Raw genomic sequence first — 17,944 nt, 5'->3', positions numbered from 1 at the left:
TAGCTTTGTTAGACCTAAAAACTCTAATTTAGATTCTTCAGAATTTCACCTTTTGTTGAGAAGGCTGGGGTTTTGGTGCCTTAAAAATGGAGGTAAAATTGAATTTCAGAAGGATGAATTAGAAATTATTGTTCAGGGAATTATTTCAACTACAAGCGGTATAAATGCTAGTGCAGTAAATTTTGTTAAAGATCTCACTACAACCGTACCACTATTTGTAAAAGAAGGCTGTAGCCTCCGTTGGTCGCATAAATCTTTAATGGAATATTTTTCTTCTATGTTTATTTGTAACGATGTAAAGGAGAAGCAACAAAGCCTACTACTTCATTTGTATAAATCAAATGAGTGGACTGCATACAAGAATATATTTGAATTATGTGCTGATATTGATTTCAGTTCATTACGAGCATCTGTTGTGAAAGAAGTACTTGAGGAATATATAAAGTATCATGATTCTACTTACCAAAACATTACTAACAAAAGAATAAAGCGTGACGATATTGAAAAAAGAGTTAGCTTATCATTTGGGAAAAATTTTGGGTTTAAACTTATTGGTAAAGAGTCATTTAATTTTACTCCTGAGTTTTTTACGAATGAGAATAGTCCTGATATCCTAGCTGTAAAGAATGCTTGTCAAACTAAGAGCAACGAAGTATCCCAAGAGATTTCGGGGTTGGGTAGGGAATTTATAATATATGGGATCAACATTCTAAGTCGTGAGAATATGATCCTTCGTATCTTGAAATATAAACTTCCAAGTTTAATTTTAGGTGCAGTAAAAGATAAAGATAAAGATAAAGATATAGAAGACTTAATCAATGAGCTGGATAATTCGAGTATTAAAAAGAATAAGTTATATATTGTTTCAGATTCACCTACAGAGCTTATTAATAACTCCAAAAACTTTCATTTAATTAACTTCTTGTTATCTACCAATATAGGAATGTCGTTAGATTATGTAAAAGTAAAATATGAGTTAGATTCAATAATAGAAGACTCTAGTAATGGTATAGATCAGCTAATTGGAGAGTTCGGCTGATAAAAATCATAACAAGGCAATTAAATTGAACTAAAACAGTGGGTTACGTTTCGCTTCGCTCCACATTATAACCCACTGCTTTAGTCCACTTATTGCGGCGTTGAGGCTGTAGAATTTCTCCGAAAAGAACGTTTTTACGTTCTTTTTTTATAATCTCTCATTGTACAAAAAACAACCTTGATTGAGCTGGTCGACTGTGATCTAATAGCTATTATTCGCTCAGAGTTAAATGTAATGGCTAACTATAAACCTGACTTATCCTGCCAAAGTAAATTCATTCCGATTGATTTTTCACAGCAAATTATCCCCAGTACTTTTGAATACGCACTTTCCCATATTGTGGACAAACACCTTAATTTAAGTTCTTTTGATAAATGGTATGACAACGACAAAGGTGGCGCTGCAGCTTACCCGCCATCAGTGATGTTGAAGATAGTTCTGTTTGGTTATTCGCGAGGGTTAGTCAGTAGCCGACGTATTGCGAATGCGTGTGAAACGAATATTACTTTCATGAGGTGTTGTTGAAAAAAGAGGGGGTGATGAGCAACCTCATTACACTTCTATTGCAAGTTTTGTCGCTAAAATGAAAGACCAAATTGAACCGTTATTTACACAAGTATTAATGATATGCGACCGTGAAGGGTTGATTGGTCGAAACATGTTTGCGATTGATGGCTGTAAAATAAGATCGAATGCCAGTAAAGAATGGAGCGGTACATTCGATGAACTTGAGCAAGTCAGCGAATACTTGAGCGTCATTAAGCACAAGATAGTTTAGGCGAAGATGGAATGGCACATGATTTAAAACAGAAAGCGAAACTTGATAAAAGTGCAGAGAAAATCACGGAGTATCTAGCCACACATCAAGAAAAAACAGGCAGTAAAGGTAAGAAAGTTAAAAGCAATATAACAACCCAGACAGTGCAAAAATGACAACAAGTAAAGGCACAATACAAGGCTACAATGGGATTGCTATTAATGACGACAAACACCAAATAATATTGCAAGCACAAACATGGGGCTCAGTGGGCGAACAACAAACTTTAGAGCCGGCCGTTACTCAATTAAAACAACAACTCTATAAGCTCACTACAGAAAAACAATTAAACGAACGCACAATAAAATTCACAGCTGACAGTGGCTTTAACAGTGAAGCTAATTTGGAATTTATGGCACAAAGTGGATTGGATAGTTATATCGCGGACAATCACACTAAGTAACTGATCTATTTTACTTGTTATAATAACTTACTGCTTCGTTGTAATTTTCGAAAAGAGAACAACTATTAAATAATTAACATTTTTTAGTTAATTCTTAGTCAGACTATTTACGAAGTTAATCGTCGAGAGGCTTAAATGACGCCTTGAATTAAGCCATTTTTCCTGCCCCAAATTGAGATCATTTATTTAATGCAATTGGTATCACTTATTGCTTCGCTGTAAATTTCGTAAACGGCGCGACTATTAAAGCATTAATATGCTTTGGCTAATTCTGCGACAGACGATTAATGAAGTGAATCTTCACAAAGCTCAATTTACGCCTCAAACTAAGTCATTTTTTCTGCGTGAAACTCAGAGTCCTTATTCAATATAGATGAACTGGAATGGTTTGTCAGAAGGAAATTTTTGAGGACCTTGCCTCTGATTTAATTGCTATATTGTAAAATATTGTAAATAAGTTGCTTAAAAAGCATTTTAATGTTTATTTAACAACTTGATTTAAAGCATAGACCAACCCTTATTAACTATTACTGCAGTATTAGCTATGCTAATTATTAACATTATCGTGTGCAGTGAAACAGTTTAACTCAATGTAAAATGTTGTTATCCAATTCCTATTTACACCAAAACATATCTTCAATAAGTAGCAAACGTGATTAACGTTAACGCTGATGTGACATTTATAATTATCTTAATTTTTTATTTGACCCTTACCTAGGGGGATAGTTTATTTTTCGGTTATTATCTTGCTGTGTAAATTATTAAGAACCAAAATAATTAATGAAACTGCTTATCACTTTTTTCTAATAGTTACTATTCAAATTACTTTCATGCAGAAAGTGATTGCCTCTGTGTCACCGTTAGAAAATGACAGTGTGTCTACGCAGCATTGCGGGATGGCTATGCATGACATGGATTTAGCTCATTGTGTGACTGAATCCATGGACATGAAAAACTGTGAATCAGACTGTGATATGATGACGGTTGTTTCTGTTGTGCATTTCATTGAAGACGAGCGACTTGTTCCATTAGTATATTCTCAACTTCGTTATCCTTCTTTTATTATTCCTCACACTGATTATTCACCTTCAAGTCTCTATCGACCTCCTTTATTCAGTTAATCAATTAGTACCGATTCTATCTACTGTATCTGATACCAATCATAGTAAGTAACTGATCTATTTTACTTGTTAAAACAACTTATTTTTTCGTTGTAAGTTTCGTATAGGGAACAACCATTTACATCAACTTACGCCTCAAACTAAGTCATTTTTCCGGCGCAAAATTTAGATCAGTTATTTAATACAATTGGTATGAGATAGAAATTACAGATTAACTATTTATCCATTTGATGGGTAAAAGGAAAAAAGAGATGAAACTTCATTACTTACCCCTGTTGTTATTAACAACAGTTGGGCTTCATGTGTCTGCATTATCTTTACAAAATGCAGAGCAAATAGCATTACAGGACGATCCTGGACAAAAAATATATCAAGCAAAGCAAGCCTCATTAATTGCACAAGGCAAAAGTAGTGCAACGCTTGCAGACCCTATGATTAAGTTTGGTTTGGCGAATATGCCGACAAATAATTTCTCACTAGACAGTGACCCGATGACCCAGATGACGTTTGGGGTATCACAACAATTTAGTCGTGGTAATACGCTAGACATCACTAAAGAAGGCTTTACTCTACAGTCAGAAGTCGCTGTTTATCAAGGTTTGAATCGCCGTCTATTAGTTAAAAAAACAGTGCGAGATCTTTGGTTTGATATCTTGTTTATTGAAAAGTCGGTACAACTCGTCACTGAAAATAGGCGGCTTTTTAATAGTTTTTATCAGGATTTAGCCTCACAATTTACTTTAGGGCTTGTTGAAAATGAAGATTTGATAAGTGCTGAAATTGAGCTGGGGTTACTCGATGAAAAATTAGACAAATTAAATCAGCAGTCCCTGACTTATCGTCATTTATTAAGTGAATGGATTGGTGAGCTAGCTTATCAATCATTTCAGACATCTCCACCCACCTGGCCCGATACCCTAGCGTATATTAATCGAAATAAATTACTTGATACTCAACATTATGAGGAGCTTAGAGAGCACCCGAAAGTAAAAGCATTAGCACAAAGTATCTTGGTTGCGAGTAGCCAAATAAAGCTTGTGCAACAAGATTATAAACCAAGTTTTAAAGTTGAATTAGGTTATGGGAAACGATTATCTGAAGATGATAACGGTGATCTTCGATCTGATCTTGTCAGTGGGTTTGTCACAATGGATATCCCTTTATTTACTGAACAGCGCCAAGATCAAAAAGTCATATCTGCACAACAAAATAAGGGACAAAAACAAGCTGAGCATCGCTTATTAGTGAGGCAGCTTAATGCTCAACTTAATGCTGAAATTGTTCGTTATCAGCAACTTATTGCTCGTCAGCATCGTTATCGAGATAGTTTATTGAAGCAAGCAAACGAACATGCTGAAGTATTAGAGCAAAGTTATCAATCAAATACTCGTCCATTTCAGGACGTTATCCAAGCTTATATTCATAAATTGAATCTCTCAATCGAGTACCAAAAGCTCTATTTTGATGGCTGGAAAAGTCTTTCTAAAATCCGTTACTTTCAGGCCCTTTAAGGAAAAAATTATGCGTTATTTATTAACTTTATTGGTCGGTTTATTGACCGGATTCTTGCTGAATCAAAGTGGCATTTTTCAGTTTTCAACCACGCATCAAACAGCAATGACAGAGACCGAAACGTCGACTCTCAAGGTGAAATATTGGGTTGCTCCAATGGATGCTAATTATCGCCGAGATAAGCCTGGTAAATCCCCAATGGGAATGGATTTGATTCCTGTTTATGAAGAAGATAAAGCAGATACAGAAAAAGGCACGGTGAAAATATCACCTGCTGTTGAAAACAATCTAGGAGTACGCACTGCTGTAGTAGATGAGGCTGAATTTAAGCTCAAAATTGATAGCTTCGGTCAGATACAGGAAAATGAAGATGCTGTTTGGCAAATCAATAGCAGGGTATCAGGTTGGATTGAAAAGCTGTATGTGAAATCGGTGGGGGGAGAGGTTAAAGCGGGTGAAAAATTGTATGAGCTTTATTCACCAGAATTAGTGAAAGCCCAAACCTCTCTGTTTAATGCCATTAAGTTAAATCGACGCGCTTTGGTGGAATCATCTAAAGCAAGACTCAATGCGCTTGGCGTAAGTCAACATCAAATAAGGCAGATTATAAAAAGTAAAAAGGTTTCTCAGAGGGTGACGGTTTATGCGCCAGAGGATGGCACAATTTCTGAACTTAACGTCAATGAAGGGGCGTATATTTCACCTTCAGTATTAGTAGTTAAAGCGGTTAACTTAGATTCTGTTTGGGTAGAGATAGAAGTGTTTTCTGAACAAGCTTCACTGGTTAAATTAGGTGACCTTGCTGCAATGACTTTAGATTATTTTCCAGGACAAAAATGGGTGGGGAAAGTTGATTTCATTTATCCTGAAATGAGTGAACAAAACCGAGCTCTTCGTGTTCGTTTACAGTTTGAAAATCCAACTAATCAGTTAAAGCCTAATATGTTTTCTTCAGTGGTATTAACGCCAACTATTTCAGGTAAGCGACTGCTAGTACCTCGTGAAGCTGTGATTTATAGCGGTAATATGAACCGTGTGGTGCTAGCCATGGGCGAAGGTAAATTTCGCTCTGTTCTGGTGAAAACTGGGCTAGAAAATAAAGACCTTGTTGAAGTGTTATCTGGCCTTGAAGTAGGGCAAAAAGTCGTCACTTCCGCTCAGTTTTTATTAGATAGTGAATCAAGTATCAGTGCTGATTTTGAACGTATGTTGGAGGATCAAAATAAAAAAGAAGAACAAGAATACGATCCAAACAAAGAGGATGAAGATTTAGATTGGCTTGATTTCAGTGCGTTAGGTATTCATAACGTAAAGCCTTTTATGATTAATATTCAAGGGGAGGTTTTATGATCCCTAATATTATTAGCTGGTCAGTAAAAAACCGAATGCTTGTTTTATTGATCACCGTTGTGACTGTGCTCTATGGGGTGTATTCCTTACAAAAAACACCGATCGATGCAATACCCGATCTCTCTGATGTACAGGTTATTATTAAAACCACTTATCCTGGTCAAGTACCTCAAGTAGTAGAAGATCAAGTCACTTATCCATTAACCACTGCTATGTTGAGTGTGCCGGGCGCAGTGACCGTTCGTGGTTATTCGTTCTTTGGGGCTTCTTATACTTATATCATCTTTGATGATGAGACTGATATATATTGGGCTCGTTCTCGTGTTTTAGAGTATCTTTCACAAGTGGCTCCGGACCTGCCGGAACAAGCTAGATCCGCCTTAGGTCCCGATGCTACTGGCGTGGGTTGGATTTTTAGTTATGCCTTGGTGGATAAAAGTGGAAAGCATGATTTAAGCGAGTTGCGTAGCTTGCAAGATTGGTTTTTAAAATATGAATTACAAACAGTCGAAGGTATTTCTGAGGTGGCGACTGTAGGCGGTATGGTTAAACAGTATCAGGTGCGTGTTGATCCCAATAAATTACGGGCTTATAACATCTCTTTAAATACTGTTAGTGGCGCGATTAAAGCAGCAAATCAAGAGTCTGGCGCAAGTGTACTTGAAATGGCGGAAGCTGAGTATATGGTACGCACCACTGGTTATATCACTTCAATCGACGATTTACGGTTAATTCCATTACAAGTGAATGATAAAGGAACGCCACTTTTATTGGGGGATGTAGCAGAGATCCGTTTAGGGCCACAAATGCGTAGAGGCATCACAGAGCTTAACGGTGAGGGCGAAGTGGTAAGTGGTATTATTGTGATGCGTTATGGTGAGAATGCACAAGGGGTCATTTCAGCAGTCAAAGAAAAGCTCAATACATTGCAAAAAAGCTTGCCTGAAGGTGTTGAAATCATCCCTACTTATGATCGCTCAGAGTTGATCAACGCAGCGGTAGATAATTTATACGATAAGTTACTGGAAGAATTTATCGTAGTGGTGTTAGTGTGTGCCGCATTTTTATTTCATTTTCGATCATCTTTAGTAGTTTTACTCAGCTTACCTGTGGGTATCTTTGTTGCCTTCATTATTATGTCGTGGCAAGGGATTAACGCAAATATCATGTCACTCGGAGGAATTGCCATTGCTATCGGCGCCATGGTTGATGGGGCGATAGTAATGATTGAAAACGTACATAAACACATGGAGAAAACAGAGCTGACCGATGATAACCGTTGGCAGGTGATTGTGAAGGCATCAAGTGAAGTTGGGCCTGCCTTGTTTTTTTCATTACTTATTATTACCTTTAGTTTTTTGCCCGTATTTGCTCTGGAAGGTCAGTCAGGCAAGATGTTTTCACCATTAGCCTTCACTAAAACATATGCAATGGCAGCATCAGCTGGTTTAGCAATTACCTTAATACCTGTTTTAATGGGCTATTTCATTCGCGGCAAAGTATTACCGGAGCATAAAAACCCATTAAACCGATTAGTGGTTGCCCTCTATAAACCCTTTTTAACCTTTAGTTTACGTTTTCCTAAACAACTTATCATAATGGCATTAGTCCTGCTCGTGGTTGGATTTTATCCGATCAACAAAATTGGTAGTGAGTTTATTCCTCCACTTGATGAAGGGGATTTAATGTATATGCCGACTACCTATCCGGGTATTTCAATAGGTAAAGCAAGGCAGTTATTACAACAAACCAACAAGCTGATTAAAACAGTACCTGAAGTGAAAACTGTATGGGGAAAGGTTGGTCGTGCTGAAACGGCAACCGATCCCGCTCCTTTAACCATGATTGAAACGGTTATTCAATTCAAGCCTAAAGCGGAATGGCGAACAGGCATGACCAAGGTGTTATTAAAACAAGAGTTGGATAACTTAATTCAATTTCCAGGGTTAACCAATGCATGGGTGATGCCGATTAAAACACGTATTGATATGTTAGCAACCGGCATTAAAACGCCCATAGGGATAAAAATTGCGGGGGGCGATCTGGTTGAAATTGAAAGCATTGGCAAGCAAATTGAGCAGATATTAACCTCAGTGGAAGGAACTGCTTCTGTTTATGCTGAGCGAGTCAGTGGTGGACGATACATTAACGTGGACATTGACCGTCAAAAAGCAGCTCGTTATGAGCTGAGTGTGGCACAAATTCAACAATTATCTGCCGTCGCAATTGGTGGACAAGATATCACTGAAACCATTGAAGGTTTAGAACGTTACCCTGTCAATTTACGGTACCCTAACTATTACCGGATTCCGTATCGGCACTTAAAGCATTACCTATCATTACGCCATCTAAAATAGCGATCAGTTTAAATGACATCGCAGCGGTCACTATCGAAACAGGTGCTCCAATGATAAAAACAGAAAATGCACGTTTAAATGGTTGGATATTTGTTGATATTGAAGACCGTGATTTAGGTTCCTATGTAAAAGAAGCAAGGGAAATTGTTAATCAGAAAATTAACTTACCCGCGGGTTATTCACTGATTTGGTCTGGGCAGTATGAGTATATGGAAAAAGCCAACGCGCGTTTGGCGAAAGTGATCCCTATTACAATAGCCATCATTATTGTTTTACTTTACTTGGCCTTTAGACGTGTCGGTGAAGTCCTGCTGATTCTCTCGACCTTACCTTTTGCCCTGATGGGAGGAGTTTGGTTGATGTTCCTACTAGGGTTTAATTTCTCGATTGCCGTCGGCGTTGGCTTTATTGCATTAGCAGGCGTATCGATTGAAATTGGCGTTATTATGCTTATCTATTTAAATCAATCATTAGCCGACAAAAAATCAAAGCGTCTCAATCAATTTAATAGGCAAGACTTAAGAGATGCTGTCATAGAGGGTGCAGGTTTACGCGTTAGGCCTGTCATGATGACAGTGGCAACTGTAGTGATTGGTTTGGTACCTATTATGTATGGCGATGGAACTGGCTCAGAAGTGATGCAACGCATTGCTGCACCTATGATCGGGGGAATGGTCAGCGCCATCATTTTAACCCTATTGATATTGCCTGCAGTCTATTTCCAGTGGAAAAAGTTCTCAATGCGTCAACAGTTAATCAACCAAAAGTAAGCATTATTTAATCAGCTATATGATGTTTTATCAGCACATTAAATAGCTGAATATTTTTGTTACATATAATGAAAAAGGAAAAATCATGAATATTAAAAAAACAACGGTAGCCACTTTGATATCTGGCGTTTTATTGCTAGGTCTCCCAATTAGCTCAACAGTTGCACATGAAAATCACTGTGAAATTAAGGAGACTGAGCTAGGGCAGTTAATGAAGCATATGAAGAGTGAACTAAGGGGATATGTAAAGGGCTTCAAGAGTGAAGACCAAGCAAAGATGCAAGCACATCTCAATGAATTATTAACACTAGCTGAAAAGGCACATCAATTTATACCTGTGACTATCTCCAATTTGAAGGAGATGGATCATCCAAAAATGGCGGGGAAGAGGTGGAAGGCATGGTTCATAGCAATATGAACATGGCTGAAATGGAAGGCATGGATCATAGCAATATGAATATGACTGAGATGGAAGGCATGGATCATAGTAATATGAGCATGGCTGAAATGAAAGGCATGGATCATAGCAATATGAACATGGCTGAAATGAAAGGCATGGATCATAGCAATATGAATATGACTGAGATGGAAGGCATGGACCATGATATGTCGGCAATGAACAACATGAAAGGGATGGATACACAGCAGCACCAACAACATTTAAAATACATGCAAGGAATGGACGAACTACAACGTTTATTTAAGGCCCTAAATGAAACACAAGAGAGAGATGAAGTAAAAGTTATTTTAGGGAAAATAAAAGAGCATAGTAAAAGAGTCATCAGCAATTTCGTCAAGATTGCTCATGAATTGAGTAACATAATGAAAACATTTTTAATTTTTTAGTTGTATTAGTCCATATTTTAAGAGCCAAGACCCGTAATGCTATGTTAATTGAGGATTACGGGTTTTTATCATAGATCTATATAACTCTGATTTAATGCTTTTGTATTTTTTGTGATTGCATCTTATTAAAAAAATGTGTGTACTTAAGTCATACTATTTTTGATAAATTTGATATTTACTTATTAGCACATTAATGAGGCAGGAAGGGATATGTTAAAAGGTTTAGAAAGTACAAAGTATGATTCACTACCACCTGTTGATCAGTGGACGCCGCCTTTTTGTGGCGATATGGATTTGGTTATTAAATCAAACGGCGATTGGATCCATGAAGGCGGTAAAATAAATCGTCCTGCGATGGTGAAAATGTTCAGTCGTATTCTTTGGTTAGAGAAGGGTGAACACTTTCTCGTGACGCCGGTTGAGAAAGTACGTATACAAGTTGAAGATGCGCCGTTTATGATCACGCATTGGCAATGGATTGAAACGGATCGAGGAAGTGCAATTGAGTTTAGAACACATACCGATGATGTCATGACGCTTGGCACAGATTGCGATATTTGGATTGCGCCCTTTGAAGGTAATGAACGCCCATACGTTTCTATGCGCTATGGAATGAAAGCGATTATTGCTCGTCAAGTTTATTATGATTTAGCAAACCAATTAGAAATATTAGAGACGGTGGATGGAACTGGCTATGGCTTAACGAGTGCGGGTAAGCCTTATCTGTTAATGCTTGAAGACTCATCTTCCCGCTAATAATTGCTCTGGATTTTTTAATCGCTGATAGCTTTATCTGTGGGTGTTATTTATATCAGTTTGATAGTGCCTTTTTATGAATGTTATAAAGAAGATGAAATTGGTGACTTGATTGTTGGTTTTAAAGCCGCTATTGATATGGTTAATGACAGAAATGAAGCGCAAGAGAAATCCAATTCAGCTTTAGAATCCTTGTCGTAAATAGATAGATTAACTGAGGTTTATAATAGAAGATGGTTAGATAAAACACTCACCATTACAAAATGGGTAACTGTCAGAACAAGTCTGAGCTAGTACATCTTAAGTGTTGCTCTTCTGTATTTGCTTAAAAATATAACTAGACTGTTATTTTTATTAAGTACTCCAATTAACTTCTATTACACCTAGTTCATTCAGTCTTAATGTATTTTTTCAATGCTCTAACATAGTGCAGTAAAAATGAACAAAATAAGTATACGAAGGGGTTATTGCTTTAAAAATATGAACATTCTGTCTGTCTTCAATTGTATTGCTATCTTTCGTTATTAATAATTAAACGTGTCATTAAGTATAAATACTATACAAAACAAAGATGAATAATGCGGTTTTATTTTCATTATTTAACTAAACCTCTTCAAGCATAAATACAAAATACCAACGTATATTTACATTTTTATTGACGAACCATAATGGGGCTTAAGATTTGCTTTTGCACCAACTTTGGACACAAAAAAATTATTTAAATGTCTTCGTTGACACATTTGTATCGGTCGTGATATCTATTAATTACATTGATTTATCGATGACAAGGATGACACCATGGATTGATGCAGATAACTCTGCTCAACGTGATGTTTTTTATAAAACACTATACAAGTTAGGAGTTACCAGAATGTTGAAATTAAGTGTATTAGCAACAGCTGTGCTGTCTGTATCAATAGGATTAAGTGCTGCACTTCCTGCTCAAGCTGAAGAGCCTAAATTTATTACCATTGGTACTGGTGGAGTAACGGGGGTGTATTACCCAACTGGTGGTGCAATATGTCGTTTAGTAAATAAAGGTCGTAAAGACCATGGTGTACGTTGTTCTGTTGAGTCAACAGGCGGGTCTGTCTATAACACGCGTACTATTCGTGGTGGTGAATTAGATTTTGGCGTGGTTCAATCTGATGTTCAGTCTGCGGCAATTGATGCTACTCGTGCATTTAAAGACGATGAGCCTTATGCTGATTTACGTGCTGTATTTTCTGTTCATTCTGAGCCGCTACATGTAATGGTACGTGCAGATGCGGGTATCAACTCTGTTGCTGATATGAAAGGTAAGCGCGTTAATATTGGTAATCCAGGTTCTGGGCAACGTGTATTAGCAGATGTTTTATTAGATGCGGCTGGTATTACTTCTGATGATTTATCTCTTGCTGCTGAACTTAAATCGTCAGAGCAAGCAGCTGCTTTGTGTGATGGGAAGATTGAAGCTGCTATCTGGGCTGCCGGTTTACCGAATGGCTCTACCATGGAAGCTACATCGACTTGTGCGGTGAAAATTCTTGATTTAACAACATCTGGTACAGATAAAGTATTAAAAGCTAATCCTGCCTATGCAGCAGCAACTATTCCGGGCGGTTTATACTCTGGTAATGACGATGACATTGCGTCATGGGGCCCAAAAGCAACGTTTGTGACAGATGCAAATACTTCTGATGAAGTGGTCTATGTACTCGTTAAATCTATTTTCGATAACTTTGCTGCTTTCAAAAAGTTACATCCTGCTTTTAAATCCTTAAAAGAAGAAAATATGATTAAAGATGGGTTGAGTGCTCCACTTCACCCTGGTGCTATTAAATACTATAAAGAACGTGGTTGGTTATAGTTTTAGGAAGCAGTTTCATCACGCCTTATAAATGCCTGTCAGTCACCATATTGGCAGGTATTTTTTTAACTTTTTATAGGAAAATTTATGTCTGATAAAACCTTAGCTGATAACGATTTGGATGACATCATTGGTGATGCGGATACTGGCGGCCGAAAACCCCATGGTGCATTTAGTAAAGGTGTTTTATGGTATCTGCCACTTATCTGGGCGCTTTATCAATTATGGATAGCATCGCCGTTACCATATTTGTTGGGAGTAGGTGTTTTAAATGATACCCAAACCCGTGCTATTCACCTTGCCTTTGCTGTTGGTCTTGCATTTTTAGCTTTTCCTGCTTTTAAAAATAGCCCTCGACATCATATTAGAAAAATCACATGGCTCATTGCTATTGTTGCTGCTGTCAGTGCTTCATATTTATGGTGGGATTATAGAGGAATAGCGCAACGAACTGGTGCTCCTAATCTAACTGATTTGATTATAGCTGGTGTTGGTATTGTTTTATTACTAGAAGCTGCAAGGCGCTCTCTTGGTTTTCCTTTAATGGGAGTTGCGTTATTTTTCCTTGCTTATGTTTTTTTGGTTCATGGAGTGGCCTGCCCGAAATGATCCAATGGAAGGGCGCATCTTACGAAAAAGCGATGAGCCATATGTGGCTGACTAGTGAAGGGGTTTTTGGTGTAGCGCTTGGTGTGTCGTCTGGTTTTGTATTTTTATTTGTGTTGTTTGGTTCTTTATTAAACCAGGCTGGTGCGGGTAACTATTTTTTACAACTTGCCTTTGCTTCTTTAGGTCATTTACGAGGTGGGCCTGCGAAGGCTGCTGTTATTGCGTCTGCAGCAACGGGTCTTGTTTCTGGTTCTTCAATTGCCAACGTAGTCACCACCGGAACCTTTACAATTCCTTTGATGAAAAAGGTAGGGTTTTCTGCCACAAAAGCAGGTGCAATTGAAGTTTCATCGTCAATTAATGGCGTATTAACACCTCCTGTAATGGGAGCGGTTGCATTTTTGATGACTGAGTATGTTGGCATTTCATACGTTGAAGTGGTCAAAACAGCGATTCTTCCTGCTGCTATTTCTTATATTGCATTAGTCTATATCGTGCATTTAGAAGCCTTGAAAATGGGAATGAAAGCCACTTCAAAAACACATCCTGTTAAAGTAATTTTAGCGGCGATTTTAATTATTGCATTATCGATTATCTTTTTCGGCGGAGCTTTGTATTTAGCTGGATTAGCAGTGGGGGTATTAGGTAGTGTTACTGGCAGTGCTTCTATATGGATCATCGCAGCTATTATGTTATCTGGATATGTTGCTGCAGTGCGTTATGCAGCAAAGGGGCCTGATTTGAATATGAGTTTAGATGCCATTGAGCATTTACCACCGACCAAAGAGATCTTCAAAACGGGCATTCATTATTTAATGCCAATTATGTTACTCATGTACTTGTTGATGGTTGAGCGTAAATCACCTGGGTTATCTGCGTTTTGGTCAACCTTGAGTATGTTATTTATATTATTAACTCAAAATCCATTAAAAGCTTATTTCCGTGGTAAAGGAGAAATAAAGCGTCATGTTAAAGAAGGTATCGCTGATATTGCTGAAGGCATGATCTCTGGTGCGCGAAATATGATTGGACTTGCCGCTGCGATGGGTGTGGCAGGAATTATTGTTGGTGCTGTTACTTTGACGGGTATCGGGCAAGTTATGGCTGAGTTTGTAGAGTTTCTATCCGGTGGTAATTTACTCGCGATGTTATTTTTTGTTGCGCTTATCTCTATTATTCTGGGGATGGGCTTGCCAACTACAGCAAACTATATTGTTGTATCGTCGCTAATGGCTAGTGTCGTTGTTGAATTAGGTGCTCAGGGAGGATTAATTGTACCGTTAGTTGCTGTACATATGTTTGTGTTTTACTTTGGAATTATGGCAGACGTAACACCTCCCGTTGGCTTAGCTAGCTTTGCTGCCGCGGCTATCTCTAAAGGAGATCCATTAAAAACAGGCTTTCAAGCTTTCTTTTATTCCATTAGAACTGCTTTATTACCTTTCTTATTCATTTTTAATACTGATTTATTATTAATTGATGTTGGGCCGATACAAGCTATTTTTGTCTTTATTTTTGCGTTAATCGCTATGTTATTGTTTGCTGCTGGCACCATGAACTTCTTTGTCGTTAAGTCGAAAATTTGGGAAAGTGCGATGCTTTTATTAGCAGCGTTTGTTTTATTTCAACCTGGTTATTTCTTAAATAAATTTTCACCTGAGTTCGAAACACGTCCTGGTAGCTCAATAGTACAAATGGCTGAAGCTGCCGAAAGTAATACCTCACTTCGTGTACGATTAGTTGGTGAAAACCTTAATGGTGATCCTATTGATGCACGCTACTTATTACCCCTTGGTGCTAAAGGTGAGTCGGGAGAAAGTCGTTTATTAGATACAGCAGGTATTGTGCTTCGTGATGAAGACGGTCAGTATTTTATTGATGATGTAAGTTTTGGCGGAGCAGCGGAACAATTAGGTATCGATTTTGATTGGGAAGTCGTAGAATTAGACGTAGCAACAGAGCGTCCTCCAAAAGAGTTGTTTTATATTCCAGCGTTTTTACTTGTTGCAGTGGTTATTTGGTTACAGGTGGGCCGAAAACGTAAACAAGCATTAATGGTAGAGGAAACAATATAATGGCTAAACATATTCTCTGTTCAATCGATCTTACGCATATAGAAGATGCAAAAGGTTTGATACTTGAAGCTAAAAGACAAGCTAGTTTGGACGATGCGAAGATAACTATCATGACCGTAATCCCCGATTATGGCTCATCATGGGTCGGCTCTTTTTTAAGGAAGGCACATTACTAAAAGCAACAGAGGTAGCGAATCAAACATTAATTAAATTAATTGCTGAAGTGTTACCCGATAATCAAAATGTACATCGACGTGTGAAAGTAGGTGTTGTATATGAAAAAGTATTGCTTACCATTAAAAAGCTAGATGTTGATCTTGTTATTATTGGCGCACATAAACCCACTGTTATTGATCATTTAATGGGACCAAATGCAGCGAGAATAGTGCGAGTCTCTCCAGTATCAACAATGGTTGTGAGACTGAATTAACAACCATAAAGCCTATTTAATCATTACAAAAACCGACAATGATGTCGGTTTTTTTATCGCTATTATTTAACAATAATCAATTAATTTTTTGGTGCGTAATAACCGCCGAAATGACGAAGTGTCTCTTGGTATCGACTGATATTTTGTAATACTTCCTGACCTCCCATAGTCACACATTCAGATAATAATGCTTCAGCTAAAACAATAGTCGATGAGATAGAAGGGAAAAAGTGTGGGGTATCTGTTTCAACCACAAACACTTCATTTACGTTAGCTGCAAGTGGTGAGCGTAAATCATCAGTAATGGAGATAATTTGAGCTCCTTGTGTTTTGAGTAGTTCTATTGAGTTAATAGTATCAATTGCATAAGGATCAGAACCAAATACCACGACCACATCATTAGGCGTTATTTTAACTAACTCGCTCAACAAATTACCTTCATTACTACGGATTAAGCTAAAATTTGGGAAAGCGATATGCCCAACATAAGCAAAGTGGTGAGCGCAAGCAAACGCATCCAGAAACCCCAATGCGTATACTTTTTTTGCTTTTACAATTAATTGTGCAGCAGATTGTAGTTTCTTTAACGTTTCATTGTTAAATAAGTTTTCAAGGTCTTTAAACGAAGACTGCGCAAAGTTATGAAGTAATCCATTACTTGGGCTTGCACCTGATAGTGTTTGAAGTAATTGTGCTCGATTACCATAATTGACCGGTGCTTTAGTATGAACGGCTTTTTTAAACACATCTTTAAAGTGGTTATAACGCTCGAATCCTAGTTTTTTTGCTAGCCTAGTTAATGTTGAAGGAGTTACACCTGCTGCATCGCTACTTTTACGAATAGGTAAAAGAGCAATATCGACAGGGTTTTCTAACACGAAGTCAGCAGCCTTTCGCAGTTGAGGTGTTAGCGTCAAATAAAAATCCGAAATATTTTTATTTATTAACTCCACGTCAGTGTTTTCAAGTGTTAGCGGCAATAAAGACATATTAGAAAAAGCACTCCTAGTAAATTACACTCAATAGCATAAATTTATTTTACCGAATTGCCACATAAATAAAAACTAATGTTTTTTTTAGCCAATCCAATAAGCATTTGTTTCTTTACGAAGTGCTTCATAAGAAGCGATCCGTTTTTGTGCATCCTCTGCACCTTGAGCGACTAATACTGCTAATAAAGTTTCAATAACAGCCATCATTCCCGTGTAGCAACCAAAATGATGAGTAGAAAGTACAGACGCAATTAATGTTTCATCTGCACTAAAGTCCGGTGAAATAATCTCACTATCCGAGATCAGTACAAGCTTGATCCCTTTTCGTTGTGCAAATTGACAAGCCTCAATCGTTTCACGTGAATAAGGCGTTAAAGTAATGGCAATTAACACGTCGCCCTTACCGGCCATGTGCAAATCATCGATGGCACTGGCCATGTTTCTAGGGATGAGTTGCATAGAAGGTAGCGCCATTCTTCCTACGTAATGTAAGTAAAATGCCATGCCGTAACTTGCGCGAACAGCGGTTAAATAGACATTATTAGCATTTAATAATAAGTCTACGACACGTTGCATTTTTTCTTGGTTAAGGTGCTCTAATGAGCGTTGTACAATCGCCATGCTATTAATGGCTGAGTCAGCCTGTATTTGTCCTAATTCTCCACAGGATCTTAAGCCTGCTATCCATTCCGGTTGGTCGACACTGGCAGCTGCTGAAACTAAGGAAAGCCTGAAGGGTTCCCTTAATTCATCATAACTACTAACGCCCATTCTTTCAGCTAAACGAATCAGAGTATAAGTACTTACACTCGCTTTTTGAGCGGTTTCACGAATAGGATCTAATCCAAAATCAGAGGGATGATCAATAATGTATTTAGCTGCGGATCTTAACCCTTTCGGAAGTTCAGGGATTGCCTCTTTTAAGTGCATTAAAATTTTATTTTTTAACGTCGGGTCCATCAGCTTTTTTCCTTAATATTGAGATTACAAATAATTACATTTGTTATTTTTTGTTATT

The 17,944-nt window shown here is 37.7% G+C and carries 14 protein-coding genes and 2 pseudogenes; 14 read left to right on the top strand and 2 right to left on the bottom strand.

Annotation, left to right across the window (positions count from 1 at the left end):
- Window positions 1-52: 52 nt before the first annotated feature.
- The 14 genes and pseudogenes from ACLKL2_RS03905 (at window position 53) to ACLKL2_RS03825 (ending at window position 15,934) form a co-directional block, all read left to right on the top strand.
- Window positions 53-1,039: a hypothetical protein gene (locus tag ACLKL2_RS03905; RefSeq protein ID WP_413693450.1), complete on the top strand. Its 987-nt coding sequence runs from the start codon at window positions 53-55 to the stop codon at window positions 1,037-1,039.
- Between the two features lie 234 nt (window positions 1,040-1,273).
- Window positions 1,274-2,247: pseudogene (locus ACLKL2_RS20250) on the top strand (transposase); the annotation flags it as partial.
- A gap of 863 nt (window positions 2,248-3,110) precedes the next feature.
- The gene (locus ACLKL2_RS03880; RefSeq protein WP_413693445.1) at window positions 3,111-3,380 is read left to right on the top strand and encodes a hypothetical protein; all 270 of its coding nucleotides are present in this window, start codon (window positions 3,111-3,113) and stop codon (window positions 3,378-3,380) included.
- 251 nt (window positions 3,381-3,631) lie between these two features.
- Complete coding sequence (locus ACLKL2_RS03875) at window positions 3,632-4,891, top strand: TolC family protein (RefSeq protein WP_413693444.1); 1,260 nt, start codon at window positions 3,632-3,634, stop codon at window positions 4,889-4,891.
- Between the two features lie 10 nt (window positions 4,892-4,901).
- The gene (locus ACLKL2_RS03870) at window positions 4,902-6,242 is read left to right on the top strand and encodes an efflux RND transporter periplasmic adaptor subunit (RefSeq protein WP_413693443.1); all 1,341 of its coding nucleotides are present in this window, start codon (window positions 4,902-4,904) and stop codon (window positions 6,240-6,242) included.
- Window positions 6,239-9,369, top strand: a pseudogene (locus tag ACLKL2_RS03865) (efflux RND transporter permease subunit). Before ACLKL2_RS03870 ends, ACLKL2_RS03865 begins: the two are co-directional and overlap by 4 nt.
- 85 nt (window positions 9,370-9,454) lie before the next feature.
- Complete coding sequence (locus tag ACLKL2_RS03860; protein WP_413693442.1) at window positions 9,455-9,787, top strand: hypothetical protein; 333 nt, start codon at window positions 9,455-9,457, stop codon at window positions 9,785-9,787.
- Entirely contained in the window at window positions 9,769-10,215 is a 447-nt protein-coding gene (locus ACLKL2_RS03855; RefSeq protein ID WP_413693441.1) for a hypothetical protein, read from the top strand. Before ACLKL2_RS03860 ends, ACLKL2_RS03855 begins: the two co-directional genes overlap by 19 nt.
- Before the next feature lie 210 nt (window positions 10,216-10,425).
- Window positions 10,426-10,971, top strand: a complete 546-nt coding sequence (locus ACLKL2_RS03850; protein ID WP_413693440.1) for a DUF1285 domain-containing protein — start codon at window positions 10,426-10,428, stop codon at window positions 10,969-10,971.
- Between the two features lie 39 nt (window positions 10,972-11,010).
- Window positions 11,011-11,172, top strand: coding sequence for a hypothetical protein (locus ACLKL2_RS03845; RefSeq protein WP_413693439.1), 162 nt, complete (start codon window positions 11,011-11,013; stop codon window positions 11,170-11,172).
- A gap of 670 nt (window positions 11,173-11,842) precedes the next feature.
- On the top strand, window positions 11,843-12,820 hold the full coding sequence (locus tag ACLKL2_RS03840; RefSeq protein ID WP_413693438.1) for a TAXI family TRAP transporter solute-binding subunit: 978 nt from the start codon (window positions 11,843-11,845) through the stop codon (window positions 12,818-12,820).
- Between the two features lie 87 nt (window positions 12,821-12,907).
- Window positions 12,908-13,429: a hypothetical protein gene (locus ACLKL2_RS03835; protein ID WP_413693437.1), complete on the top strand. Its 522-nt coding sequence runs from the start codon at window positions 12,908-12,910 to the stop codon at window positions 13,427-13,429.
- Complete coding sequence (locus tag ACLKL2_RS03830) at window positions 13,426-15,504, top strand: TRAP transporter permease (RefSeq protein WP_413693436.1); 2,079 nt, start codon at window positions 13,426-13,428, stop codon at window positions 15,502-15,504. The genes ACLKL2_RS03835 and ACLKL2_RS03830 overlap by 4 nt, the downstream gene beginning before the upstream one ends.
- A 139-nt stretch (window positions 15,505-15,643) precedes the next feature.
- On the top strand, window positions 15,644-15,934 hold the full coding sequence (locus ACLKL2_RS03825; protein ID WP_413693435.1) for a universal stress protein: 291 nt from the start codon (window positions 15,644-15,646) through the stop codon (window positions 15,932-15,934).
- An 80-nt stretch (window positions 15,935-16,014) separates the two neighbouring features.
- On the opposite strand, the gene ACLKL2_RS03820 is transcribed toward ACLKL2_RS03825, so the two are convergent.
- Entirely contained in the window at window positions 16,015-16,923 is a 909-nt protein-coding gene (locus tag ACLKL2_RS03820) for a MurR/RpiR family transcriptional regulator (RefSeq protein ID WP_413693434.1), read from the bottom strand.
- Between the two features lie 87 nt (window positions 16,924-17,010).
- On the bottom strand, window positions 17,011-17,886 hold the full coding sequence (locus ACLKL2_RS03815; protein WP_413693433.1) for a MurR/RpiR family transcriptional regulator: 876 nt from the start codon (window positions 17,884-17,886) through the stop codon (window positions 17,011-17,013).
- Between the last annotated feature and the right edge of the window lie 58 nt (window positions 17,887-17,944).

Source organism: Psychromonas sp. KJ10-2, from assembly GCF_047323255.1.
In the GTDB taxonomy this organism is placed as follows: Bacteria; Pseudomonadota; Gammaproteobacteria; order Enterobacterales; family Psychromonadaceae; genus Psychromonas.
This window is presented reverse-complemented; position numbering and strand designations above follow the sequence as displayed.